This window comes from Psychrobacter sp. NPDC077938 (assembly GCF_044542635.1).
Lineage (GTDB): Bacteria > Pseudomonadota > Gammaproteobacteria > Pseudomonadales > Moraxellaceae > Psychrobacter.
On the sequence record NZ_JBITUW010000002.1, the window covers coordinates 49,965 to 75,227 of the forward strand.

Consider the following 25,263-nt stretch of genomic DNA (forward strand, 5'->3'; position numbering starts at 1 on the left):
CGAAAGAGCTAAATTCAATAAACTGTTGGTAAGAAAAAACCGGACTACTTTTAGTAATCCGGTTTTCTTATGCAATATAACTGTTTATAGCAAATGACTGTAATTCAGTGATTAGCTTAATTATTACAGATTGGCTGCTGCATTAGCGACGGCTTGTCTACGCTCTTGTTCTTTAATACGTTCAAACTTACGTTTTTCTTCTAAAGCCATTTGTTCTTCATCAAATACGTCATAGGCTTCAACAATTTGTTGTACCAATTGATGGCGTACCACGTCTTTTGAGTCAAACTTTGTGATATGAATCTCTTCGATATCCTTTAGAATATCCATTGCTTGTGCCAAGCCTGATTTGTGACCACGTGGCAAATCGACCTGAGTAATATCCCCAGTGATGACGGCACGTGAGCCAAAGCCCAAACGCGTCAAAAACATTTTCATCTGTTCAGGCGTGGTGTTCTGCGCTTCATCTAGAATGACAAACGAGTTATTCAAAGTACGACCGCGCATATAAGCAAGCGGTGCCACTTCGATAATCTGACGCTCAATCATTTTACCGACTTTTTCAAAGCCTATCATCTCATAGAGTGCGTCATATAGCGGGCGTAAGTACGGATCGATTTTTTGGGTCAAATCACCTGGCAAGAAGCCCAGTTTTTCGCCAGCTTCTACTGCTGGACGCACTAGCAAAATACGCTCAATCTCATTACGCTCAAGCATATCGACGGCACATGCCACCGCTAGATACGTTTTACCCGTACCAGCTGGCCCAATACCAAATGACACGTCAGAGCTCAGGACGTTTTTCACATAGCGCTGTTGGTTGCCACCACGCGGAACGATGCGACCTTTACGTGTACGTAAACTGATGGGCGTAAATTCGCTAGCCTCATCCAAATCTTCATCATATTCCATGTCATCGTGATCTTGCTCGTCTTCTTCCATGTCTTCATCACGAGAGAGACTAGATTGGATGATGAGATGCAGCTCTTCTGCACTGATGTCTTTGGTGTTCTGTGCTTCATCTACCATTTTGTAGATAATACGTTCACCGCGTTCGACATTGGTCACATCGCCACTCAGGCAAAAATCGCCTTGGCGCTGCATAATTTTAATATCGAGGCGTTCTTGGATATATTTCATGTGATTGTTGTATTCACCAAGCACGGTTTTTAGCTGTGCTGGGGTCAATGATTCAAACTTTATACGGCGGCTCATGGAATCAGTCAAGCGATTATCCTTTTATTGTGTACCCGACGCTATGATTTGGTTTTAATTGCGTGGCGGGTTGCAGAGATAAAATAGTTAGTGGAATTATAGTGTTTAGGTGATGCAAAGATTGTAGATGATAAAAATGACGGCGTTATTATTGTTATTTTTGTGGGAGGTCGTAAATGAAAATAATGAAAAGTCTTGCCTTCATTATGGTAGAGAATTTTTAAATTTCAAGCCATACATCAGATAGATAGCGCTGTTTTTGTATGCAGATTGCAACTGCTTCAGCAATTTTCTATAGATTGACTAGATGTTGCTATCAGTTCTATATAATTCATCGCTACCCATCTTATGATGGCGCTTTAATAAGATTGAGGTTTTTGAGTTTTATGAATATAAACCTCGTTTATGATGAGAGTAAAGAAACGATTTGTCTACGGTTAAGACCACGGCAGAATAGACAATTTGTGGTAATCTATGGGCGATACCATAGTTTGCTGCAACCCATCTAATAACAGCAGCGACATGATAAAAATTATAAAATAACGTCAGTGACGAGCGGCTATCTATCATTAATAAACTACTTGTCCAAAAATTATAATAGGAAAATAACGATGCAAGATACTGATTCACATTTATCCAATACTGACAGCATACCTAAAAAGTTTGACAGCATATCTAAAAATAAAGAAGCGATAACTGACCAGCAAGTGCTTATCGCAGGTGGTGGTCATGTTGGTTTGTCTTTTGCATTGCTATTGGCCCATCACGGGATTGCGAGTACCTTATTAGAAAAAAACAGCTATCCAACCATCAGTCCAACGGATGACAGTACTCGCAGCCATTATTTAGACAGTCGCAATACAGCATTATCACGGCGCACGGTACAGATATATCAAGAGATTGGACTGTGGGATGAATTACAGAGCCATGCCTGCCGTATCGACACAGTACAGATTAGTGAGCAAGGCAGCTTTGGGCGCGCGCAGCTGAATAAAGCAGAAGAGCGCGTTGAGTCATTTGGGCAAGTCATCGAAAACGCTTGGCTGGGTCGTAAACTTTTATTAGCCGCACAGCAAGCGCCATTGATTACCTTGATAGATAATGCCAATGTGACGACTGTCCAGCAGCAGGCCGATAGTGTGACACTTAGCTTTAATTATAACGATGAAGCCGAAAACGAGCAGCAGCTGCAAGCTAGCGTATTAGTCGCTTGTGATGGGCGTGATTCTACAGTACGCCAATTACTAGATATCGGTACAACGACGTATGACTATCAGCAAACGGCCATCGTCGGCGTAGTAGAGACAGATACGCCACACGAGCATGCAGCGATTGAGCGTTTCAGTCCAGCTGGCCCGCTTGCCGTGCTCCCACTGACTGATCCAGAGGGCGATGGTAATGATGAGTATCAACAAGGCTACAGACGCTCCGTGGTGTGGGTATGCCCAACAGGTGAAGAAACCAGATACTTAGAAGACGACGCCTATTTCTTGCAGACGCTACAACAAGCTTTCGGTCAACGCGCTGGCAAGTTTACCACTGCTGGGCGCCGTGGCGCCTATCCATTGACCCGCGTACTAGCAGATAAGCAAGTAGAAGGGCGCTGCGTCATTATGGGCAATGCAGCTCACACTCTGCATCCTGTCGCTGGTCAAGGGTTTAATCTATGTATGCGAGATGCGCATGTGCTGGCACAAATGCTAAATGCACAAGTGCTCAAAGGCGCAGATATCGGTGATGCACAGCTATTAAAGCGTTATGAAAAAGCACGTCAAACCGACCAGAAGCGAGTGATTCGTTTTTGTGATGCGGTAGTACATGGCTTCACGCATCCTAACCCAGCGATTAAACTGGCAAGAAATATAGCATTGTTGGCCTTTGATAAATTGCCAAATATTAAGCCATTAGTTGCTACTTATGCGATGGGTTTAAAATCATAGCGCTATAGTTAAATCCTCTTTAAAAGAGTGCCAGCGTTAACCTCGCTTGAAGTATTGCCTATACATCTGCACTCGGTTGCCTTGTCTCTCTTTTAAACTGAATCAACTAACTGTAATTAAGATTGATAATAAGCATTCTAATATTGAACAATATTGAGAGACACCTTATGAAAAACAACCATACGCTGATTATCGGTAGCGGTATCGTTGGGGCAACACTTGCTCTAAAGCTGGCGCAGGACAAAATGCCAGTGACGTTGATTGATGCCCGTCCTGCACGTGATGAATCAGCTTGGCAAAACGTACTTAGCAAACGTGATGCGCGTGTCTATGCACTCAGTATGGCTAGTATTAATTTGCTTAAGGACGTTGGCGCGTGGCAACATATTGCCGCCTCTAAACGCAAAGCAGATTACTCGCAAATGCAAGTGTGGCAGTTAAATGGTATGGGTGAGTTATTATTTGGCGAAAGTGAAGATATTGGCGCCGAGGATGGTAGTAGTAAAACTCATGAGCCTACATTATTAGGTAGTATGGTTGAGCCTGCTGTCATTGAGCACGCATTATGGCAACGCTTGCATGAAGCTGATGTTAGTGAGTATCTAACCCTTATCGCTGATCATAAAGTTGTCAATATGGATTGGCTAGGGGTGCAGCAAGGCTACCGTGTCACTCTGGACAATGGCGAAGCGATTGATACACGCCTATTAGTTGGTGCTGATGGTCGCGGTTCATTTGTCCGTCAGCAAGCAGGGATTGGCGTAGATATGCTTGATTATAATCAAACCGCGATTTGCTGTGCGATTCAGACTGAGAAACCGCATCAAGCGACAGCACGCCAAGCTATGCTACCGACGGGCACACTGGCACTATTGCCACTAGCTGATATAACCGATGTTGATAAGACAAATCCGCAGCATTGGCAGTCGATCGTATGGACATTGCCGCGCAATCAAGCATTGGCATTGATAGAGGAAGAAGATCGTTTTATCGCTGATAAGTTAGCAGCTGCCAGCAATTACGAGTTGGGTGCGATTAATCAGATTGAGTCTATCGCTAGTTTTCCATTAGCGGCACAGCAAGCGAAAAGCTACGTGGCTGATAACTTGGTACTTATTGGCGATGCAGCTCATGGCGTACATCCGCTGGCAGGTCAAGGGTTGAACCTCGGCATGCTGGATGTGACAGTATTATGTGAACAGCTAAAGCATGACTTTACCCGTAGTGGTGGTACGCTTTGGGGCAGCAATCAAACGCTACGTCATTATGAGCGTACGCGCCGTCCGCATAATAGCCTGATGATGCACAGCTTTTCTGCGCTTAACTGGTTATTTGCAGGCTCGCTTGCCCAAATGCGTCCTGTGCAGAAAATCCGTAATGAAGGTATGTACCGAGTCAGCAAAATCAAGCCATTGATGCGTTTGTTTGCGAAGCAGGCGAGTGGGGTATAAGTAATCGTAACTTTTATTAAATGATAAGAATATTTTGATGAAGCATATTTTAATTGATTATGAAAACATTCAGCCCAAAAGCTTCGATAATGTAGAGGTAGATGAATGCCATGTATGGCTGTTTTTGGGTATCAATCAGCAGAAGAGTTTACCTCTTGAATTGGTTGAAAACTTGCTCAGGTTTGATAATGAAAATGTGCATATTATTAAGATGCAACATGCAGGGAAGAATGCGCTAGATTTTTACTTGTCTTTTTATCTTGGCAAAATCTCTGAAATTGATCCTAGTGCTGATGTTTGTATTTTAGCAAGAGATAGTGGTTATGATATCTTGGTTGAGCATCTCAATAGTGCCTATGATGGTATGAGTATCATGCGGTTAGAAAATGCTAATCAGCTAACTGTGGCTTACGAGTCAAACATAGAAAGTGCATCAGATATAAAAAAAAGCCAACTTGTCATCGAAGACAGTCATAATGTTTTGTGTGATGAAGTTACTAGCGTTGCCATGGACAATAAGAAATCTTTAGCGCAAAGCCTTGAAGAGAGCGTTCCCAAATCGGTTATACATGAGTGTTATGTATTGGTTTTTGATAGCATTGTCAATCGTAAGGTTTTTTTACCGAGCTATAAATCTAACCTATTGTACTCGATAAAGAAGTACGTTCCAGTGACAGTACTAGAGAGATTTAATAGTACTGAGCAAGATTATATTTTTGAACAGGTTTTTGGAAAATTTATCAAAGCAGGACTTATTAGACTTGATGAAAATGGAGAAAAACTAAGTTATAAAGTAGACAGTCAAGGAATATTAGATTTAGTCACTGATCAAGTTTTACGAAGTAAGGCAAAAGAAATTGATGGATTGAATAATGTGATAAAGCAAAAACTTGCAAGTTATCGCCAAGCAAATAGTCAAGATCAAATTGATTTAGTTATAAATTACCTCAAAAAGAGGGCAGTAATAAAACAGGATAATAAAGCTATCTATTACTCACCTTTCAATAATGTCAAAGGAAATTCGATTAAAGTTTCACAAGATGATAATAAGAATAGCAAAGACTCTGCTACAACATATCAACGTGCAATAGCACAGCTAAAAAGTAGACCAGCAGGTACTCGACCATCCAAAAAGTCAAGTTTAATAAACTATCTTAAAAGCTATCTACGTAATGAGGATACTAAAGCAATTGATAAGCTAGTTAAGCAGATGGTTAGTAATAAAATAATCGTAATATCAAATACGAATAAGCTGCTCTACAAAATATAGCCTACCCAAGCGCCGAAAAGAACACCATCAGCACTGGCGAGACAATATTAATGAGGAAACCAAAGCTAATCGCTAGTGGCACGACTTTTAGACCACCTGACTGCTGAATGATAGGCAGGGTAAAGTCTAAGCTGGTCGCGCCGCCAAGCCCAACCGCGGCGGAAGGGTATTTGCGCATAAATACTGGAATAAAGATTAACGCAAAGAACTCACGTACTAAGTCATTAAACAACGCGACACTGCCCCAAACTGCACCATAAGCATCGGTCATGACAATCGCTGATAGCGAGTACCAACCAAACCCTGACGATAGTGCTAAGCCTTTCGTCCATGACACATCCGTAAATAGTAGCGCGAAAATAAGCCCGCCTACCAATACCGCTAGCGTAAAGATGATGCTCATTTCTACGCCGCGTTTATTCAGTAATACTTCTTTTAAGGTGATGCCCGAGCCTTTTAAGCCTATACCGACCAGTAATATCAAAATCATCAGCATGACAGTCATAGAGTTTTCAGGCGGCATATAATCAGCAGGCAAAAAATAGCCAATCACCATCCCAATCACCACACAAACCACTTGCGCCAAGCTACCTCGAATGCTCACCCGATGCTCTTTAGATTTTACGCTTGGTTTTTTGGCATGCCACGGACGCAGGTGATCGAACAACATCAGCCCAAATAAACCTGTGCCAATTGTCAGTATTGATAATACAGTGACATACAGCGCAATTTCCCCCAGCTGATTACCTAGACCTTCTACCTGAGACAGCTCAATACCGATCAACGCCAGTATGATAAATACTAGATATGATAGACCTTTGTCGGCCACTTTTGTCATAGTAGGGTTAGACGGAATGGCAAAGCCAATAAACATTGGCATTAATACCAGAACAAGGGTGACTAGGCTTTGCATGATGACGGGCTCGCAGCATTTTTAATAAGGCGTTTTTAAGAAGCTGAAGATTGTACCATATAAGGTTAACAATACTGATATGAGCCACTGAGATTCATTGCAAATCATTGGTCGTTGTTGACTAAAATGGAAAAAACTGGACGATTATAATGATGATAATAAATATCTTTTTCAAAATGTTTGAACGTTTTTGAGCGCTTTGTAATTCTTTACCTTATAAACTTTTGTTGCTACATTAAAGTACTGAAAATATTTGGCTAGACTCATGTCGCTATATCAGCTCAAAACTCAGTTTCAAAATCAATTACGTCCGATAAGCAATACGCTGGTTGAGCAAAATATTACCGCTAACCAAGTGACGGTATCCGCTGTTTTATTAAGTATCGGTACTGCTTATATCATTGCCAAACCAGCAGCTGAACAGCAGAGGCTGTGGCTTCTATTGCCTTCATCATTGTTTGTACGTATGGCACTCAATGCCATCGATGGCATGATGGCGCGTGAGCATGGCCAGGCATCAACGCTAGGAGCCGTATTAAACGAAGTAGGTGATGTGGTTGCCGATACGGCGCTATTAGCGAGCCTGACCCCTCATATTCTGACCCATCATATCAATGATAAAGAACAGCAAACGTTAATAGCCAACTTGCCAACGAATATATCAACTTCTCAGCATCATATCACTGCTCTGATCGCGCTTAGTATTGGCACCGAGCTGTTGGGCGTTACTAGTAATACCATGTTAGGTGTTCGTGCTAACCAAGGGCCTTTGGGCAAAAGCGATCGTGCCTTCTTATTAGGTATGCTTGGTGCGTTTATGGGCATTAGAGCCAAAGCGCCAGTAAGTATTAAAGGGCAGGTGGCTTTACCTGCTATCAAAATGAGTCAATTATTTATATTAACAGAGGTGATGTTATTAAAGACCTGTCTCAATCGACTACGTTATATGACAGAGTTATACTTAATGCGTAACCCACCTGAGCTGCGATCCGTTCTGGGTGAGTCAACAAACACCTCACTATCTCTTACTGTTGTTTTGCCAAATACTTCTACTGATAACGCTCGCCCATTGGAGTTCAAAGAAATGCCAACCACAACCATTGATAGTCAAAAATTCGAAGAACAGGCCAGTGTTGATTTTGACTTGCCTGCATCTAAAATCATCAATGGTGAGAGCTGTTATAACGCTTACGATGGCACGGCTATTTATTATCGCTATTGGCTAACGAAGCCTTTAGAAGATATTAAGCAAGCCAACCAACCGTTGCGCCAAGTTATCTTATTGCACCGAGGACATGAGCATTCGGGACGATTGGCAGAGCTAGGAGAGCAGTTTGCAACAGCTGGCTATCAAGTATTCGCTTGGGATGCGCGCGGTAATGGGCGCTCAGGGGGTATAAAAGATCATGCAGAGAGCGTCACGGAGCTTGAGCGAGATTTAGAAGGTTTTGTACAACTGGTGATTGGGCAAACAGGTATTGCTATCGAAGATACATTGATTGTCGCTAGCAGTATCGGCGCAGTGTTGGCAGCAGCATGGGTACACGATTATGCGCCTAATATTCGTGGCATGATACTTGGCACGCCTGCGCTCAGTATTCGCTTGTATCTGCCCTTTGCTATACCATCGCTAAAGGTGGCACGTACGCTAGGACTGATGTCACGTGTCAGCAGCTATGTTAAAGCACAAGTACTGACCCATGATAAAGACGCGCAGCAAGCCTACAATGCTGATCCGTTAATCTCCAACAGTATCTCGACCGATTTACTCATTGATACCCATGCAACGGGTCAGCGTCTACTCGATGATGCTGGTGCTATCACCGTACCGACGTTTGTCTTATGTGCGGGAAAGGATTATGTGGTCGATAAGCAGGCTGAGCGGGAATTCTATGAGGCGATTAGCACACCGATCAAACGCTGGCAGTTGTATCCAGACAGCTATCATGCAATTTTTCATGAGACCAATAAAGCCGACGTATTCGCCGATTGTATTGAGTTTGCTGAGCAAATATTTAGCACACCAGTCCAAGCCCCTGATCTGAGTACCGCTCACTTAAACAGTGCCAGTAAAGATAAAGTGGATCGTTTGGCGATTAAACCATTCAATCCAAGTTTTGCCATTACCCGTTTTGCGATGCAGAAATTTGGTCATGTCAGCGATGCGATTGCCACAGGGCTTGAGCATGGATTTGATTCAGGTCATTCGCTGGATCATGTCTATTACAATAAGCCCAGCGGTCAGAATAAGTTTGGACAGGCAGTCGATAAGTTTTATTTAAATAATATCGGCTGGCAAGGTATTCGTATTCGCCGTGAGCACATATTGGAGTTGGCACGTTTAGCACTTTCATATCTCGAAGATAAAAACCAAAGCAGCAATAAATCATACCAACCAAAACTGTTAGATATCGCTAGTGGACATGGTTTTTATGCATTTGATCTGCTAACAGAGTTTGCAGATTTGCATGCTGAATTGCGTGATTATGAGATGCATAATATTCAAGCATTGCGAGCAAAGGCGGAGTGTTTGGCCATGAGCAGTCGAGTAGTGACCAGTCAAAAGGATGCCTTTGATCCTGCCAGTTATATTGATGCAGATACGAATGACACTAGCGCCGATACTAAAAAATCAGATCTTGCTATTGCTTCGGGGTTATTTGAATTGTTCTCTGATAATGCGCTACCAGCGACAGCTCTGGCAGGTATTTATGACAGTTTAAAATCGGGCGGTTATCTGATTTATACCAACCAACCTTGGCATCCTGAGCAGGAATTTATCAGCAAAACATTGAATAATCATCGTGGCAGTAGTTGGGTGATGCGTTGTCGTTCGCAAGCGGAAATGGATCAATTGGTTGAGCGGGCAGGTTTTAAGAAAGTCACAATGCGTATCGATCGCTTTGGTATCTTTACCGTGTCATTAGCGATTAAAACTGCATTAGCTGATAACGAGTAATAGATGAAAAATGAGCAGGTTAAACCTTACGAACGTGTTCAGCTGTTTTCAGGGGGAGGGTCACGTTTTGGTTACTATTTGGGCAGTTATGCAGTACTAGCAGCGCATGATTTGATGCCAGACATTATCGTTGGTACTTGCGGTGGTAGTTTGTCTGCTTACTTAGTACAACTTGCGCCTGACCCTAAAGATTTGCAAGCGTTGATGTGCAGCCGTGAGTTGTATCGCGTTATCACTGCCATCAGACATGTCGCGCCAGATGAAGCCAATAAACGTCTAAAGCTGCGCTATATGACCCATGCACTCAAACGTTGGCGGTTATCAAAGCAAAGGGATAATGGACAAAGACAACGTCAAGCAGACAGCTACGAGCGACTGTTAAATGAGTTACAGCAGTTGGCGATGTTTCGTATCGATAACGATCAGTACTGGCTAGATGAGCTGTCGCAGTTTGCTACTAGTAATAATGATATTAGCAATACTGATAAAGCAACACCAGAGATAGCTATCATTGCCAGTCGATTGTATCAATCACCTACTGATGGTTTGTATAGTGAAAAACTCGCACTGCAAGAGTTGTTATTTGCGCCGCCGCGCTTTGAGCGTTCTGCATCAGGTCTGGCCGACGGGCAAATGACATCGCCTGCACACACATTTGCAAACGGACGCATACACCCTTCTGTAAAGGTTCAAACGCAATGGGATTTTGCCCCAGTGATTCGCGCTTCTATGGCAGACATGTACTATCTACCGCCAACACATATCCCAGAGCTTGGCTGGTGTTTAGGAGGTGTGATTAATCTGACACCAATTGAGCTAGCCTGTCAGTTGGGTAACAGCGTATTTGCAGAGACTAAGGCAGGTTATGACCCATGGCTGGCTGCTCCCGCGATTCAGCGTGTTTTTGGTTTTGATCCTAATAGGCGATTGGCAGCAGTACACGGTTATCAACCGATGGAGGTATCGTCGCACATTAATACGGCGGCTAGCAACAACCGTCAGCTACATTGGTTACCATTTGCAGATAACGAGCAGCAACTGAGAGGGCAAAATGTGCAAAAGCGTTTTAACCTAAAACAAATGACCGTTGAGCTAATACACAGAGATTATGACGGTTTTGTGCAGCAAATGCAGGCGCAATGGCAATATGGCTATCAGCGTACGGTCGACTATATACAGCAGCATAAATTATGAAAAACCTCGCAAAAGGTATCACTAAAAACCATGCGCCGCATATCATTATCGTTGGTGGTACAAGTGGCATTGGCTTAGCTTTGGCGTTGCATCATCAGATGCTCGGCTGGCAAGTAAGCGTTGTTGGAAGTAGCGCAGTAAAGATAGCCGATATCAACAGCTTACATCCTGCTATTGTGACTTATGTATGCGACTTAACTGACCCAAATCAAACGCAAACGTTATTAGACAATTTGTCAGGTATTCCATTTCAAAGGCTGATCTATAGTGCGGGTAGCTACACCAATGAGCGTATCCATCACTTAAATCAAGCAGATAGCGACCAGATGCTAGTGATTAACTTACAGGCGTTTGAGCAAGTTTTTAGATGGGCAAGCAGTCAGTTAAAGCAGCAGTTAAAACAGTCATGTCAGGCATTAGATATGAATAAAGGTGATAGACCTAGCCTCATCTGTATTGCCTCTATCGCAGGCACGATAGATTATCCTTATGCCAGTCTATATGCAAAAAGCAAGCGTGCAATGATTGCTACGGCTAGCGCTTATCGGGCAGCACTTATACCTTATAACATCCAAGTAAACTGTATTGCCTCAGGCTATATCAATACTCAAGCACTACGTGATTTAAACGATGGCGATGCTAGCCATAAGCCATTTATCATGAGCACGCAAGCAGCGGTTGATCATATTATGCAAGCGATTGACGATAATATAGAACTAGCGATATTTCCACGCTCAATGCGCTATATCACGAGTGCCTTAAATTATTTACCTAAGCCTGTGCTCAATTGGATATTGCGCAGTAAACTGGATAAAGCCAAATGACTCTGCTATCTGTGCTTTGATTGTATTTAACCAAATAACCAGTAGAGTAGAGTAAATGCTGGCACTCCAATCAGTAAACTGTCTATCCGATCTAACACCCCACCATGACCAGCGAGCATCGTTCCAGTGTCTTTTACCCCGTGCTGGCGCTTAAAGGCTGATTCTAATAAGTCTCCAAATATACCGCTTACAGCCAAGCCATAGGCAGCTAATAGACAGATCCACCAATCAAAAGGGGTGAGCCAAAGACCTAATACTGCTGCCAACATTGCCGCAACTAAACTGCCAAAGATAGCACCTTCAATGCTTTTATTCGGGCTAATAGTCGGCGCTAGACCTCGTTTAAACAGCTTACGTCCAAGCAGTCTTCCACATAGATATTGGGCAATATCGTTGAACTGACTGGCAAATAATACGAAGAGTAAAACGCCATATTGTTCGCGTTGCCAGGTCAATTGCTGTAAGGCTACAAGGCTAATGATGAGTGAGATGAATGCAACACTCAGTAGCAGATCTAAGGAATTGAGCCGCGTATAGTGTTGAGTCAGATTGAGAGAGGTTTTCGCTAGTAGGGAAGTATTTGGCTGTAAGCCTTGCGCTTGGAGTTTATTAATGAGTACGGCTTTACTGCGTAAACACCATAGGCGTTTAATCTCGTAGCTGCCGCGTAGACCAATTAATATAAAGAATAAAATGAGCAGCCATTGATAGGGATATACTTGCGAATGAGAACCTTGCGTATCGTTTGTTATTTTTGCAATCACATAGCAAGTGCAGAGCGCGGCGAGCATCAACCACCACGAGCGGGCTATCAAGTAGATTTTTGGCAAGCGTTTTCGCAGACGAGGTACGGCAAGCACGCTCCAAGCCAAGCTGACGATTATCATCAGGGCAATCACAAACACAATATCAGATGCCATACCGTAGACACTCAAAGAAAAGGTAATATATTAAGCCTATCCATAATGATAGCTTAAATGCTTCTTTAACTATAGTGTTAGATATCACCCTTAATGGGTTTGGTTATTATCTGTCGTACGCTTAAATATGATCAGTAACAGGTATCGGATAACGCTCGTCTTCTATAATGTGATTAATAGAGTGAAGCGTAGTTTTTCTTAATGGCAGAATGATACTGGTTAAAGGCGTTTCAGCTAAGTTAGGATAATCCTCACGATAATGCCCACCGCGACTTTCAAAACGCTGATAAGCCGATTGAACAATCATCGTTGCTAACGCTAATTGCCTCGCCAATTGAAAAATGGCAAGCTCACTGTCAGTAGTAGGGGCTTTACTGCTCATATCAGATAGCATGGTTTTATTATATTCGTTTGACTCTTGCCACTGCTCAATTTGTCGCAATGCTTGCTCTAATTGTTTGGCACTACGTGTAATGCCCATATTGGTTGTCAAAAGAGCTTTCAATGCTATAGTTATCTCTGCAATATTTACGTCAGAATGAAATGCTTTATCAGCTTTATAAATTGGATACGATGACTGCTTGGAAGAGGGCAAGATGACAAATTGCGTGTTTTCTAATGTCGGATATTGCCAAATGTCGGCAGCTAACTGATGCAGTTCATAATAGGCAGTCGTATGTGGCTGTGCCATTTTTTCTAAAGCTTCAGCGGTTTTCTCTAAAGCTTCTAAGTTCTTTAAGTTTTCCAATTTCGTTAAGTAACGAGGCAAGTTGGCTGCGATGTTACGACCAACCACCACACACTCCAACAATGAATTACTTGCTAAACGATTGGCTCCATGCAGCCCTGTATAAGCAACTTCGCCTGCTGCATACAGCCCTGCAATATCGGTCAATCCATTGGCATCAGTCACCACGCCGCCACAACTATAGTGGGCAGTCGGAGCGACCGGAATAGGGTCTGTGGTCATATCGATGCCGAATGCTAGCAGCGTCTGATAAATCTGCGGGAAATGCGCTTGTATAAATGCAGCTGGCAAGTGACTGACATCAAGGTGCACATAGCCAAGTCCGTTACTACTAATCTGATTAGCTATTGCCCGAGCGACGATATCGCGTGGCGCCAATTCAGCGCGCTCATCAACGTCTAACATAAAGCGCGTACCAGTCTGTGGACAATAGAGTCGTCCACCTTCACCGCGTAACGCTTCAGATATCAAAAAGCTGCTATCATCTAATGCCAGACCCGTTGGGTGAAATTGAATGAATTCTAAATTTGCCAAACGACAGCCTGCTTGCCATGCCATCATGACGCCATCACCAACACAGACATTAGGCGCGCTGGCACGCTTAAATAGTTGACCTAAGCCACCACTAGCGAGTACGACAGCTGAACTATAAATGGTGAGTTGACACTCATTGATATGATCAAAGACCAGCACCCCTCGGCAATGTTTAATCTCGCTATCGTTCATGCTAAAAGAAGATTCACCAATCATAGGTGAAGTCAGTAACTCTAATGCTTCATGATAAGGCAAGATAGTGATATTAGCCGCAGTCTGTGCTTTGGTAATTAATGCATCCATCACGTGTCGACCCGTTGCATCATCCGCATGAGCCACACGTCTACAGCCATGACCGCCTTCTTTGGTCAAGTGTAAGTCACTGGTTGTTAAGACTGAAAAATCAGGTGTATTATCATTTTCTTTAGTTAAATTAGATTGAGTAAATGGTACACCTTGTTCGCATAACCACTGCACCGCTTGCTGTCCAGCACCCAAGATACGAGCAGTATTATCCGTCGCACACAATCCTGCACCAGCAATTAAGGTATCAGCGACATGATCAGTCACAGAGTCTGCTTTGTCTAAGCTAGCTGCGATACCACCTTGAGCGTAGTGACTTGAGCACACCTCAAGTGCCGCTTTGCTTAAAACAGTGATATTCAGCGATTTTGGCAGAGATAGTGCGGTGCTCAAACCTGCCAGACCAGCCCCAATAATAAGAACATCAGTTTTTATAATATTACTCATATCATTGCTGCTCCTGTTATTTTTATAGCGAGTAGTGCTGGAACGATCAACTGAATACGACTGACTCATGCTAGGCTGCCCCAACGTTAGCGAACAGTGTACGGTCTTTTACTATGTCGCCACTGGCGGCTACGCGTTGCTTTTGTGATTCAGCAAAATCGAGCATCCGTTGTAATGGTTTTTTTGCTGCAGTCGCGAGCTCAGGTGTCATTAGCACTTCACCGCTTTGATTAGTTAAGCACTGCTCAATTCCTTTTAGACCGTTCATGGCCATCCAAGGACAAAACGCACAGCTCTTACAGCTTGCACTTTCACCAGCAGTTGGTGCGGCCAAGAATCGCTTGTTTGGCGAGCGTTTTTGCATCTCGTGCAATATACCCAAATCAGTAGCGACGATAAAGGTATCAGCATCCATCTCATACGTTGATTGCAAAAGCTTGCTAGTCGAGCCGACCACATCAGCGAGTGCCACCACGCTATCAGGTGACTCAGGATGTACCAAGACTTTGGCCTCTGGATGTTCCTCTTTTAATTGCATTAGCTCAGTGGCTTTAAATTCGTTATGTACCAAACAAGACCCTTGCCAAAGCAGCATATCTGCGCCAGTCTCACGAGCGATGTATTTGCCCAAATGACGGTCAGGTCCCCAAATAATCGGCTCACCTTGGGCGTGTAAATGACGAACGATGTCGATACCGACAGATGAGGTCACTACCCAATCAGCTCTCGCTTTTACCGCGGCGCTGGTATTGGCATAGACGACCACAGTACGTTCAGGATGAGCATCACAAAATGCTGAAAACTCATCAGCAGGGCAGCCTAAATCAAGCGAGCACTCGGCTTCCAAATCTGGCATGAGGACGGTCTTTTCCATGCTTAATATTTTTGCTGATTCACCCATGAAGCGTACACCAGCGACAACCAATGTTTGGGCGCTATGAGCTTGTCCAAACCGAGCCATTTCAAGTGAGTCACCGACGCAGCCACCCGTTGCCAATGCCAAGTCTTGGATAAAAGGGTCGACATAGTAGTGTGCTACCAGTACGGCATTATTCTCTTTCAGTAGCTTCTTGATATTTTCTTCAACCATGATACGTTCAGCGCGAGGCAAATCTGCTGGCATTTTAGCCTTAGCATATTCAATATTCATCTGAGTGGCGATGCGATTGTCCGTACTCATGATAGGTGCGTCGTAAGGATATTTTTTCATAATGGCAGCCTTTGTTGGTGCAATAACGATAAATGTATGAGCTAAAAAATAGATAATTGGGAATAGCAAATTTATAAGTTGTCTTAATTATGCTCATTTTGAGCATAATTACAAGTGGTTTTTTATACTCAATAAGTCAAAAGATTAGGTTTAGTGCTCAAAGTGATGTGTAATTAAGCCGTATTGAGCTTAAACATAGTGCTAATTCATGCCTCTTATGACTATTTATCGTTATTGATTTTTCATACTTACAACCACAGACTATGATAGTTTTAGATTCGAGCTATACTAAGCCATACCATAGCTATTAACCCCAATAGCCTTTCACATTTCAGAAAAAAAGGATAATTCTCAAAGCCATGACGTTGTCTTATTCACATGCGCACCAGCAAGGTAGCGGCACGACAGAAGTGGTCGCCGTATTGGTCGCTATCACTGATCATATCGCGCGCGTTCTAACCGTTGACCAAGGCAAGCTATTGCCAAATGGCCCACTTATGCCGCTACATCGCTCGCTACAAGCGGGCGTACGTCAGTGGGTAGAGGAGCAAACACAGCAACCGCTCGGATATTTGGAACAGTTGTATACCTTTGTCGATACCAATAGACGTAACATCGACGGTCATGCGTTGGTGTATGTGAGTTATTTGGGTTTGGTGCAAGAGACGCAAACGCAGGCACTCCAAAGCAAAGCACTCTGGCGAGATTGGTACGACTATTTCCCATGGGAAAATCATCTGGACGGTATGCCCAGTATCATTATGGACTTTATCGTGCCAGCACTACTCGAGTGGGCCAATACTGCCAACGACTCGATTGTCCAACAGCGCAGGCGTCAGCGTATTGGCTTATGTTGGGGACTGGACGAAGCGTTTTTGGCAAGCGGCAAACTCACTGACAGCCAATCAGTCAACGAACACGATAATGAAAGTAGAGAATGGATTGCAGAGCATGTATTACTACGCTATGAGATGCTTTATGAAGCAGGTCTGATACCCGAAGCCCCTAATTATCCGCCCAATTATCAAGCTGTTGCCTTGCCAGAGGACTGGTCACAACGCATAGGTGTACCCATGTATTACGATCACCGTCGCGTGATCGCTACTGCTATCTCAAGACTGCGCGCGAAGATTGAATATAGACCGCTTATTTTTGGTCTGATGCCAGACGTCTTTACCTTGTCGCAGTTGCAGCAGAGTGTTGAGGCACTATCAGGAGTGCGCTTGCACAAGCAAAACTTCCGTCGATTGCTTGATTCACAAAACCTAGTGATGGAGACTGGGGAGAGTAGCACTGCTCAGCGCGGTCGTCCTGCCAAACTATATCGCTTCCGTCATGATATCGAGCTACAGAGTTTATTGATGGACAGCAAACTTCCTAAGCGCAAATAATGATGAGTATCCAATAATCTCTTGTACTTGAAATGGCTAGTAAAACGAAAAATTTGTCACCTTTCCTTGCAGGGTCGCTAACTTTACGCTATATTTATGCTCATTTTGAGTTTAAATGACGAGCAGTTTCTATCAATATCATGCCTAGATAAGGGTCAAAGATGACAATTGAAAAAGAGCCAGCATTGGATGTTGTATTGCTTAAACCATTGGTTGAGAATGCACTAACTGAAGATTTGGGTAGGCGTGGTGATGTAACCTCACAAGCTACTATTCCAGCCTATATGCAAGCGCAGCTACAGATCAAGGCACGGCAAGCAGGCGTGATATGTGGTATCGATTTGGCACGTTTGTCTTTTGCCTTAGTCGATGCGCAAATTGAGTTTATTGCACAAGTACAGGATGGCGAAACAGTAGAGGCTGGTGCAGTGTTAGCGACCGTAAAAGGTAACGCGCGTCATTTATTGACTGCAGAACGCACGGCACTGAATTTTATGACCCATCTCAGCGGCATTGCGACAGCGACACGTCAAATTGTCGATAGCGTGGCTCAATATCCTGCGCAAATTACTTGTACGCGCAAGACCATTCCAGGCTTACGTATTGTACAAAAATACGCCGTACGCTGCGGCGGCGGACGTAATCATCGCTTGGGGTTAGATGATGCGATTTTAATTAAAGACAACCATATCGCCATTGCGGGTGACATCAAAACGGCCATTCAGCAAGCACAGAAATTTGCTGGGCATCTGATTCCTATTGAGGTCGAAGTCGATACGCTAGAGCAATTAGAGCAAGCGCTCGATGCAGGTGTGAGTTTAGTGCTATTAGATAACATGTCGCCTGAAACATTGTCGCAAGCGGTTGCTATGTGTAAGGGGCGCGCAAAGACTGAAGCCTCAGGTGGTATTACGCCCGAAACGGTACAAGCGGCTGCAAGTACAGGGGTTGATTTTATCGCGATGGGTTATTTGACGCACAGTACGACAGCCTTGGATATTGGGCTAGATTTTAGTGCATAAGTAAAGACGTATTAAAGGTTAGTAGCACTACATATGCTAGATTTTAGCGAAAGGACTATCACCGAGTTAATAAAATGGTAATTTATACTGGTAACTTGTACTAACAACTTGTCAAATGCTTGTTTTTACACTGAAGCCTTACTAAGGTGACATGTAGGCGTAACGGCGCAAAGTTAATGATTTTATTAGCTTATCTGCCTATGCTACAATGCTATTTTTAGTTGCCTATTGGGTCATCGTTGCACTCGCACGATGACCTTATCTTTTTGCACAAGCGGTATCAATAGACAAGCGAGCGCTCAGTGAATACTGAAATTATCAAGATAATCCTAGCCTTTATGGTATTGATCAATCCATTTAGCGCATTGACGTTATTTTTAGATTTGACTCGCGGCTATTCGATGAACAATCGACGTAAGGTCGCGCGCGTTGCTTGTCTGACCATTTTTATCACCATCAGCTTTTTTACGATTGCAGGTGAGACGCTACTAAAAACCCTTGGTATTTCTATCGGCTCGTTCCAGTTGGCAGGCGGTATATTGGTGTTTTTGATTGCGCTAAATATGATGAATGGAGAGGGTAACCCGGTTAAACCTGATCAAGAGAACTTCGATGTTGATCATGTAAAAGATGCGCCAGTCTCGATGGCGGCTGCCGTGGTTCCCCTTGCGATTCCGATGATGATTGGGCCTGGTGGTATCTCTACGGTTATCATTTATTCTTCACAAGTATCAGGTATTTTGCAGGTATCTGCCATTTTGATTGCTGGCTTATTTATCAGTCTGTTTTGCTATTTGGCATTGATGGCGGCAGGTCGTATCAGTCGCTTACTAGGCGATACTGGCTTGAACATCATGAGTCGAATCATGGGTATGCTATTGGCAGCTGTTTCTATCGAGATTATCGTTAATGGACTGCGTACGCTCTTTCCTAGCTTGATGTAAATAATTAATACTACCGCTAACCACATAGTTTATACAGCGGTTAGCGGATATCAACCTGATTCAGTATTATCCAATACGTTGTTTACTTAATGTTCAGTTTATTCAACACTCAGCTTACTTATCATTTCTCAGTCATGCCTCTATCAGCTTTGATACAAATGCCAAGCCAGATAGAGCATCAGTAACCCTACCAAAGCATCCAGTATGTTCCATGCTTTAGGCTTTTCAAATAGAGGCCTGAGTAATCGCGCACCATACCCAAGCGCAAAGAAGAAAAAGAACGAAGCGCTAATTGCACCTGCGGCAAACGTCAATTTACTGCTTGCACCCGTAGAGACCATGCCGACGAGTACCAATGTGTCTAGATAGACGTGCGGGTTTAACCAAGTAAAGCCAAAACATAGTAACAAGGCTTTTTTTAAGCTAGTCACGACTTTTCCTTCGACAGTCAAAGCATGTGACACACGTACGCTGGCATACAAACTCTGTAAGCCATATCCTAATAAAAATATAACGCCTGCTATTTTTGCGATATCTATAACGTGAGGATAGCGGGCCGTAACTGCACCAAAACCACCAACGCCTGCTGAAATTAAAAACGCATCGCTCACCGCACAAAACAAACAAACAAAAAATATGTGCTCGCGTTTGAGACCTTGTTTGAGTACAAAGGCGTTTTGAGAGCCAATAGCAATGATGAGAGATAACCCAAGTAGGAAACCAGAAATATAATCGGGAGCATTCATAATACGGTGCTTAACGGTTGGCGTGTAGGAATGGTGACATTTTGCTTACTGGCAGGCTAGCAAAAACCTGCTAAGATACGCTATTGAATGAATGTATGCAATATGCGCACAATGTGAGTGTAATAGACGAGGGGCAGAGCAAGTCATGGTAGTCAGTTTGACAAGAATGCTACAGTCATTTGGGCAAGCTCAAGATGACCTACCGACATTGGCAGCAAAGAATGCTCAGGAGATGAGCGTCAATCATGAACAGGATGCTGCTGCCAATAGTGATAGCAATCACGCAGTACAAGAGCGTTCTACACTAACTCCGCCTGAACGTGTAAACCGTATATGTGATGCGTTGGCACAAGTGAGTGATAGCCAATCATCCACGCCTTTGACTGATCGCTATCTGAGTAATCGTGCTCAAATGCGCCCAACCAATAGACCGCCTTTTGACCCAGATACCTTGTGGTATCTCAAACATGGACGTTGTCCGATTATGACTGAGCTTGTTGATGTGGTTGATGAGGCCACCCTAAATGCCATGCCTATTGAAGCCGTTGCGATATTAGATCGTATCAACGGTAAGCTAAAGCGTTACCGTGAGTGGAGTAGTGAGCTGAACGAACAGCAACAGCAGCAACATAATGAGCGTCAGTTCGTCATCGACAAGCTAGTATCCGAAAGTATCCCTGAGGCATTGCATCATTATGAGCAGCTACAACGCTTTAGTCCGCATCGCACCAAAAATAACATGGTGCAGGGTAAGATGACTGCTGGTGATATGCTGACAGATTTGTTTTTAGAGATTGATTATGAGCTTGACGAATTATTGGATGAATTGCATCAGACAGTCTTAAACCGCCTTGCCTCAACCCACCGCTATGTTAAGAGCCGTACGCAAAGTTAAATGTTCTTTGATGATGTTTTTTTGAACACTTGCAAAGGTTAAGTATTATCAAGAAACACAATCGACCTAGTGCATAACAATATAGGGCTTTAATAGAGCCTTATTTTTTTGTTTAATAATAACAACCATAAAAAATCAGCCACGACATTCTGATAAGTAATAAGGACAATATAATGACCCAAATGACTGCAATGTTCGTAATGTTTTTTTTGTATGGGCTGTTGCCAGCGGCTGGGTTATATCTAGGTTATCGTGGCATTAAAAAAGTCACAGCACCCAAAATGCTCGAATATAAGGCAATGCCGCAACTGGGTTATATACCTGAAAAAAGCCTACCCGTCGACGTTAAGACTGCTCTTGATCAAATTAATACAAAGGGTGAAAAGTTGCGTGTCATGTATGGCGATACCAATAATGATGGCAAGATTGATGATAAGGATACCGTCAATGAAACTTATATTATGATTCAAAACTTAATGGATAGGCACGTGCCACAAGCCATCTCTGACTATCGTCGCTTACATGATTTAGATGTGACGGATAGTGTGCTTGCTGACACTACCAAGATTAAACATTCTAATGTCACTGGTAAAGAAGCCTTATTAGATGTGCTTAAGACAATTAACACACAGTTCGATGACCTGCTCAACGCGTCATATCATCAAGACGGTCAAAAACTACTTGCAACCAATCGCTATCTCCAAAAACGTTTTGACAATCCTACTAGCAACACAGAGCTTCAAAAGCCCGATAGCAATACCAGTGGTAATGTTAGTAGTGATGTAAATATCCAAGTGATTGAAAGCCCAGCTGGTGAAAATGTGAGTTCTAAAGACATTAAGCTATAAATACAAAGTTGAATGGTGAAAGGATAAAGAGCAAGCGTATATGAGTATCTTAATAGGCATCGGCATTGTAACGACCGTCACTACCTGTTACTTAGGTAGAAAAGGGTGGCAGGCTTTTCATAAAGCCGTCGGTATCTCACCTGGCGTACTCACTTATCAGGATTACGATGCGCCCTTGTCATTAGCCACATTAAGCTTGCAGCAGTTAACGTTAAATAAACAGCACTTAAAAAACTTGTCAGAGCAGCAACTTCGTCAGCTAAAACGTATCGATGAAAAAGTAAGCAGCTATTACGCTTATCAAGCAGCCCTACAAACTCAGAATAAGACAGCAGCGATAACAGAAGCGCAGTTTGTGTTGAATAAAATGTTGCAAATACGGTTACCTGAAATGCTAGCCACTCATTACCAATTAACAAATATAAACGTCACTAATGAGAATAGCGAAAAGAGGTTAGAGGCTAGTGAGTTATTGCAGAGTGTTTTAGATAATATCGAGCAGCGTTTGGATAGACTACTGGCGCAAATGGACGAGGAGCAGCTACAAGAACTGCGAGTTATGAAACATTATATTAATAGTCACGATAGCTGAGCCGCTATCTTTATACTAAGCAACTGTGACGCCTGCAAACTGTGATGCCTGTAAAAAGACACAAAAAAAGCGGTCAATGACTATCCATCATTGACCGCTTTTTTTGTGTTTATTCTAAATCTATCAAAAACTTAGAATAATGTTAAATCAATTTAACTAGCGCTTATCATTGCGATCACGGGTGTTACGTGTACCGCGGCTGGCAGGGCTAGCACTACTTTTAGGTTTCGCGCTGCTGTTGCGGTTATCGCTACGGGTGTCAGTGCGACGCGCTTTAAGCGGCTTGTTTCTGATACGTTCTTGTTTTTCTTTAGCAGCGCCATGTAGACCCGTGCCATAACGTGGACGCAAGCTGACCAAATCCGTCAATGTATTGATTTCTTTTTTATCAAGCTCTAAGAAACGACCAGTACGTAGCTCTTTTGGTAGAACAATCGTGCCATAGCGCGTGCGTAGTAGACGACTAACTTTTAGACCTTGTGATTCAAATAAACGACGTACTTCGCGGTTACGGCCTTCTTTTAGCTGGACGTGATACCACTTGTTGACGCCTTCACCGCCGCCTTCTTTGATGTCTTCAAATTTTGCAAGGCCATCTTCTAGCATGACGCCAGCGGTCAATGCACGAGCGATATCAGGCGTTACTTCACCCAATACACGTACCGCATATTCACGAGTGACTTCACCAGATGGATGCATCAAGCGATGCGCCATTTCGCCATCATTAGTAAATAACAATAGGCCAGTTGAGTTGATGTCCAAACGTCCAACCATCACCCAGCGGTCATGCGTCAGCTTTGGCAAACGTTCAAAGACAGTTGGGCGACCTTCTGGATCTTTAGCAGAGCAAACTTCGCCTTCAGGCTTGTAGTAAGCGATAACACGGCGGCGCTTCTCGTTTTCAGAAGTGTATTTGATTTGACGGCCATCAACGCGAATCTCATCACCTTGCGAGACACGATCACCGATGGTCGCAGGACCGTTGTTAACCGTTACGCGGCCAGATTTGATGACTTCTTCCATTTGACGGCGTGAACCAAGTCCCATACGGGCGAGTGCTTTCTGTAATTTTTCATCTTTCATCATAATATCCTTGAGTCGGTGGGTTTACATTTCTCAATGTAAAAAATTGGATTGACTATTCTACGCTATTTTAACAAATTTAGCACGTAAACCAATACCTTACTGGTTATTAATGCATAAACAAACAATGTGCTAATCAATAAAAGTTTATTAGTCGTATACAAAATATAGACTCGGAGACTCTTAGTGACTAACTATATAAGTTAATACATAGATACAAACAATTACACTACTTCGGCATTAAAAGGATAGTTCCAATCATAAATGTAATCGAAATAAGCCTTCATTAAATTGAAGTTTTTCAAATTAAAAATAAAAACTCCATTTATTAAGAAGCTGTTTTTACTTCCGTTTTTTTTATCGCTCAGCAACCTGAAAGTCGATATAAATTCTTGCAATTAGCCGCAAATAAAGGGTTTGATGAGAAATTGCAAAATAGTCACTTAATTATTTTATGACAGATTATATGTATTGCACTGAATATAGTTTAGGTGTATATTTATTAAGTATATTCTTTTTTATGAATATAAATGCTGTGTTAAGGTTTACTGGTTTGATTCACAAATATAAATATGAGTAACTGTTATGGTTAATAAATATTTCATTTTTGTACACAAACGCTTCTTGGTAATGAGCATATTTTGCTTGTTTCTAATGGGGTTATTTAGTGGCTGTACGATCAACTCAGGACTTCAGTCAGGAAATCTTCCTGAATCTGGCACCTTTACCGCAGAAAACGGTCTTCAATTTCATATTCAGCCTTTAAGTCTGGCAACTTTACCGCGTACAGCGCCGCCTACTGTGACTCAAGATCTCGCTCATTTAATCAAAACCTCTGGACGAGTCAATTACGGCATTGCAAAAGGGGACATGCTGAATATCATCCTTACCAATTATCCGGATATTAATGCGTCAACTGCTAGTTTAACGGTAGATCAACAAGGGTATATACAGTTTCCATTGATAGGTAGAGTTCAAGCCAGTGGGCTGAGCGTGCCGCAGTTCACCGCTACGTTGCAAAGCAAACTACAGCGCTATCTCAAGTACTCAGATCCTCAAGTCAAAATCATCAATTACCGTGGTAGCAAGTTTTTCGTAGATGGTGCGGTGAAGCAGTCTGGTGAGTTTGCTATTGCTGATGTGCCGGTGTCGGTATATGGCGCTATCTCTATGGCAGGTGGTACTACCGAGACTGGGGATTCAAACAACATTGTGCTAAATCGTCAGGGCAACAGCTATCGCTTAGGAGTGCAGTCACTACATAAAATGGGGCTGTCTGCCAATCAAATCTATCTGCGAGATGGTGACTCTATTCACGTCAATAGCCAAAGCCGCAATAAGGTCTACGTATTGGGTGAATTTGGCAAAATTGAGCCAGTGGCGATTCCAGAACAGGGGCTAAGCTTAGCGCATGTATTGGGCGAGTCAAATGGACTAAATTCCAATACGGCCAATGCAGCCAAAGTATATATCGTGCGCGACAACCCTCAGTACCAGTACACCAATATCTATTACGTCGACATGCAGAGCATCACAAGCTTGGCACTAGCCAGTCGCTTTGACATGCAAGCCAATGACATTCTTTATGTGGATCCAACAGGCTTGGCTCGCTGGAATCGTGTGATTAGCGCGATACTACCATCAACCTCTGCCATCAACGTGATATCAGGGTTGTAAATGATAGCTAGTGGAAATACTGGATGTGCTTTGAGTTTTAATGCTGAAATTGAGAGATAAGAATAGGAAGTAGAGTGATAGATTTTATAAGGTGCGATAAGGCAGGGGACTATCTAACAGCAGTAAAAGGCAGTTAG

At 43.0% G+C, this 25,263-nt stretch carries 20 protein-coding genes; 13 read left to right on the forward strand and 7 right to left on the reverse strand.

Annotation, left to right across the window (positions count from 1 at the left end; translation table 11 throughout):
• Positions 1–123: 123 nt before the first annotated feature.
• Positions 124–1,227, reverse strand: a complete 1,104-nt coding sequence (locus tag ACIGBM_RS03775) for a PhoH family protein (RefSeq protein WP_201547628.1) — start codon at positions 1,225–1,227, stop codon at positions 124–126.
• A 599-nt stretch (positions 1,228–1,826) separates the two neighbouring features.
• Between ACIGBM_RS03775 and ACIGBM_RS03780 the strand changes: the two genes are divergently transcribed.
• The 3 genes from ACIGBM_RS03780 (at position 1,827) to ACIGBM_RS03790 (ending at position 5,876) form a co-directional block, all read left to right on the forward strand.
• Positions 1,827–3,155: a UbiH/UbiF/VisC/COQ6 family ubiquinone biosynthesis hydroxylase gene (locus ACIGBM_RS03780; RefSeq protein ID WP_397476810.1), complete on the forward strand. Its 1,329-nt coding sequence runs from the start codon at positions 1,827–1,829 to the stop codon at positions 3,153–3,155.
• A 167-nt stretch (positions 3,156–3,322) separates the two neighbouring features.
• Positions 3,323–4,606 carry an FAD-dependent monooxygenase gene (locus ACIGBM_RS03785; protein WP_397476811.1) on the forward strand — a complete coding sequence of 428 codons (1,284 nt, stop codon included), beginning with the start codon at positions 3,323–3,325 and terminating at the stop codon, positions 4,604–4,606.
• A 37-nt stretch (positions 4,607–4,643) separates the two neighbouring features.
• Complete coding sequence (locus ACIGBM_RS03790) at positions 4,644–5,876, forward strand: PIN domain-containing protein (protein ID WP_397476812.1); 1,233 nt, start codon at positions 4,644–4,646, stop codon at positions 5,874–5,876.
• A gap of 1 nt (position 5,877) precedes the next feature.
• On the opposite strand, the gene ACIGBM_RS03795 is transcribed toward ACIGBM_RS03790, so the two are convergent.
• The gene (locus ACIGBM_RS03795; protein WP_397476813.1) at positions 5,878–6,789 is read right to left on the reverse strand and encodes a lysine exporter LysO family protein; all 912 of its coding nucleotides are present in this window, start codon (positions 6,787–6,789) and stop codon (positions 5,878–5,880) included.
• A 265-nt stretch (positions 6,790–7,054) separates the two neighbouring features.
• Here ACIGBM_RS03795 and ACIGBM_RS03800 point away from each other — a divergent pair, with 265 nt between their 5' ends.
• Genes ACIGBM_RS03800 through ACIGBM_RS03810 form a run of 3 tightly spaced genes read left to right on the forward strand, consistent with a single transcriptional unit; the run spans position 7,055 to position 11,766 of the window.
• On the forward strand, positions 7,055–9,748 hold the full coding sequence (locus tag ACIGBM_RS03800) for an alpha/beta fold hydrolase (RefSeq protein WP_397476814.1): 2,694 nt from the start codon (positions 7,055–7,057) through the stop codon (positions 9,746–9,748).
• 3 nt (positions 9,749–9,751) lie between these two features.
• Positions 9,752–10,942 (forward strand): patatin-like phospholipase family protein, encoded by a 1,191-nt coding sequence (locus tag ACIGBM_RS03805; RefSeq protein WP_397476815.1) that lies wholly within the window; start codon positions 9,752–9,754, stop codon positions 10,940–10,942.
• The gene (locus tag ACIGBM_RS03810; RefSeq protein WP_397476816.1) at positions 10,939–11,766 is read left to right on the forward strand and encodes an SDR family NAD(P)-dependent oxidoreductase; all 828 of its coding nucleotides are present in this window, start codon (positions 10,939–10,941) and stop codon (positions 11,764–11,766) included. Before ACIGBM_RS03805 ends, ACIGBM_RS03810 begins: the two co-directional genes overlap by 4 nt.
• 26 nt (positions 11,767–11,792) lie before the next feature.
• Here the strand turns inward: ACIGBM_RS03810 and ACIGBM_RS03815 are convergent, their stop codons facing one another.
• The 3 genes from ACIGBM_RS03815 to nadA all read right to left on the reverse strand — a co-directional run bounded on the left by ACIGBM_RS03815 (position 11,793) and on the right by nadA (position 15,928).
• Complete coding sequence (locus ACIGBM_RS03815) at positions 11,793–12,686, reverse strand: phosphatidate cytidylyltransferase (protein WP_371546906.1); 894 nt, start codon at positions 12,684–12,686, stop codon at positions 11,793–11,795.
• Between the two features lie 121 nt (positions 12,687–12,807).
• A complete protein-coding gene (nadB, locus tag ACIGBM_RS03820) occupies positions 12,808–14,718 on the reverse strand; it encodes an L-aspartate oxidase (protein WP_397476817.1) in 1,911 nt (636 codons plus the stop codon).
• A gap of 70 nt (positions 14,719–14,788) precedes the next feature.
• Positions 14,789–15,928, reverse strand: coding sequence for a quinolinate synthase NadA (gene nadA, locus ACIGBM_RS03825; RefSeq protein WP_296207404.1), 1,140 nt, complete (start codon positions 15,926–15,928; stop codon positions 14,789–14,791).
• A 359-nt stretch (positions 15,929–16,287) separates the two neighbouring features.
• Between nadA and ACIGBM_RS03830 the strand changes: the two genes are divergently transcribed.
• From ACIGBM_RS03830 to ACIGBM_RS03840, 3 genes are all read left to right on the forward strand, one after another.
• Positions 16,288–17,319, forward strand: coding sequence for an NrtR DNA-binding winged helix domain-containing protein (locus ACIGBM_RS03830; protein ID WP_101206240.1), 1,032 nt, complete (start codon positions 16,288–16,290; stop codon positions 17,317–17,319).
• Positions 17,320–17,480: 161 nt separating this feature from the next.
• Positions 17,481–18,341, forward strand: coding sequence for a carboxylating nicotinate-nucleotide diphosphorylase (gene nadC / locus ACIGBM_RS03835; RefSeq protein WP_397476818.1), 861 nt, complete (start codon positions 17,481–17,483; stop codon positions 18,339–18,341).
• Between the two features lie 302 nt (positions 18,342–18,643).
• A complete protein-coding gene (locus tag ACIGBM_RS03840; protein WP_082624565.1) occupies positions 18,644–19,285 on the forward strand; it encodes a MarC family protein in 642 nt (213 codons plus the stop codon).
• Between the two features lie 143 nt (positions 19,286–19,428).
• Here the strand turns inward: ACIGBM_RS03840 and ACIGBM_RS03845 are convergent, their stop codons facing one another.
• Positions 19,429–20,031: a LysE/ArgO family amino acid transporter gene (locus ACIGBM_RS03845; RefSeq protein ID WP_397476819.1), complete on the reverse strand. Its 603-nt coding sequence runs from the start codon at positions 20,029–20,031 to the stop codon at positions 19,429–19,431.
• A 166-nt stretch (positions 20,032–20,197) separates the two neighbouring features.
• Here ACIGBM_RS03845 and ACIGBM_RS03850 point away from each other — a divergent pair, with 166 nt between their 5' ends.
• From ACIGBM_RS03850 to ACIGBM_RS03860, 3 genes are all read left to right on the forward strand, one after another.
• Positions 20,198–20,926, forward strand: a complete 729-nt coding sequence (locus tag ACIGBM_RS03850) for a hypothetical protein (RefSeq protein WP_201605662.1) — start codon at positions 20,198–20,200, stop codon at positions 20,924–20,926.
• A 173-nt stretch (positions 20,927–21,099) separates the two neighbouring features.
• Positions 21,100–21,774 carry a hypothetical protein gene (locus tag ACIGBM_RS03855; RefSeq protein ID WP_397476820.1) on the forward strand — a complete coding sequence of 225 codons (675 nt, stop codon included), beginning with the start codon at positions 21,100–21,102 and terminating at the stop codon, positions 21,772–21,774.
• 40 nt (positions 21,775–21,814) lie between these two features.
• The gene (locus ACIGBM_RS03860) at positions 21,815–22,366 is read left to right on the forward strand and encodes a hypothetical protein (protein WP_397476821.1); all 552 of its coding nucleotides are present in this window, start codon (positions 21,815–21,817) and stop codon (positions 22,364–22,366) included.
• Between the two features lie 156 nt (positions 22,367–22,522).
• On the opposite strand, the gene rluB is transcribed toward ACIGBM_RS03860, so the two are convergent.
• Complete coding sequence (rluB, locus tag ACIGBM_RS03865) at positions 22,523–23,449, reverse strand: 23S rRNA pseudouridine(2605) synthase RluB (protein WP_101206234.1); 927 nt, start codon at positions 23,447–23,449, stop codon at positions 22,523–22,525.
• A gap of 630 nt (positions 23,450–24,079) precedes the next feature.
• Here rluB and ACIGBM_RS03870 point away from each other — a divergent pair.
• A complete protein-coding gene (locus ACIGBM_RS03870; protein WP_397476822.1) occupies positions 24,080–25,126 on the forward strand; it encodes a polysaccharide biosynthesis/export family protein in 1,047 nt (348 codons plus the stop codon).
• Positions 25,127–25,263: the final 137 nt, after the last annotated feature.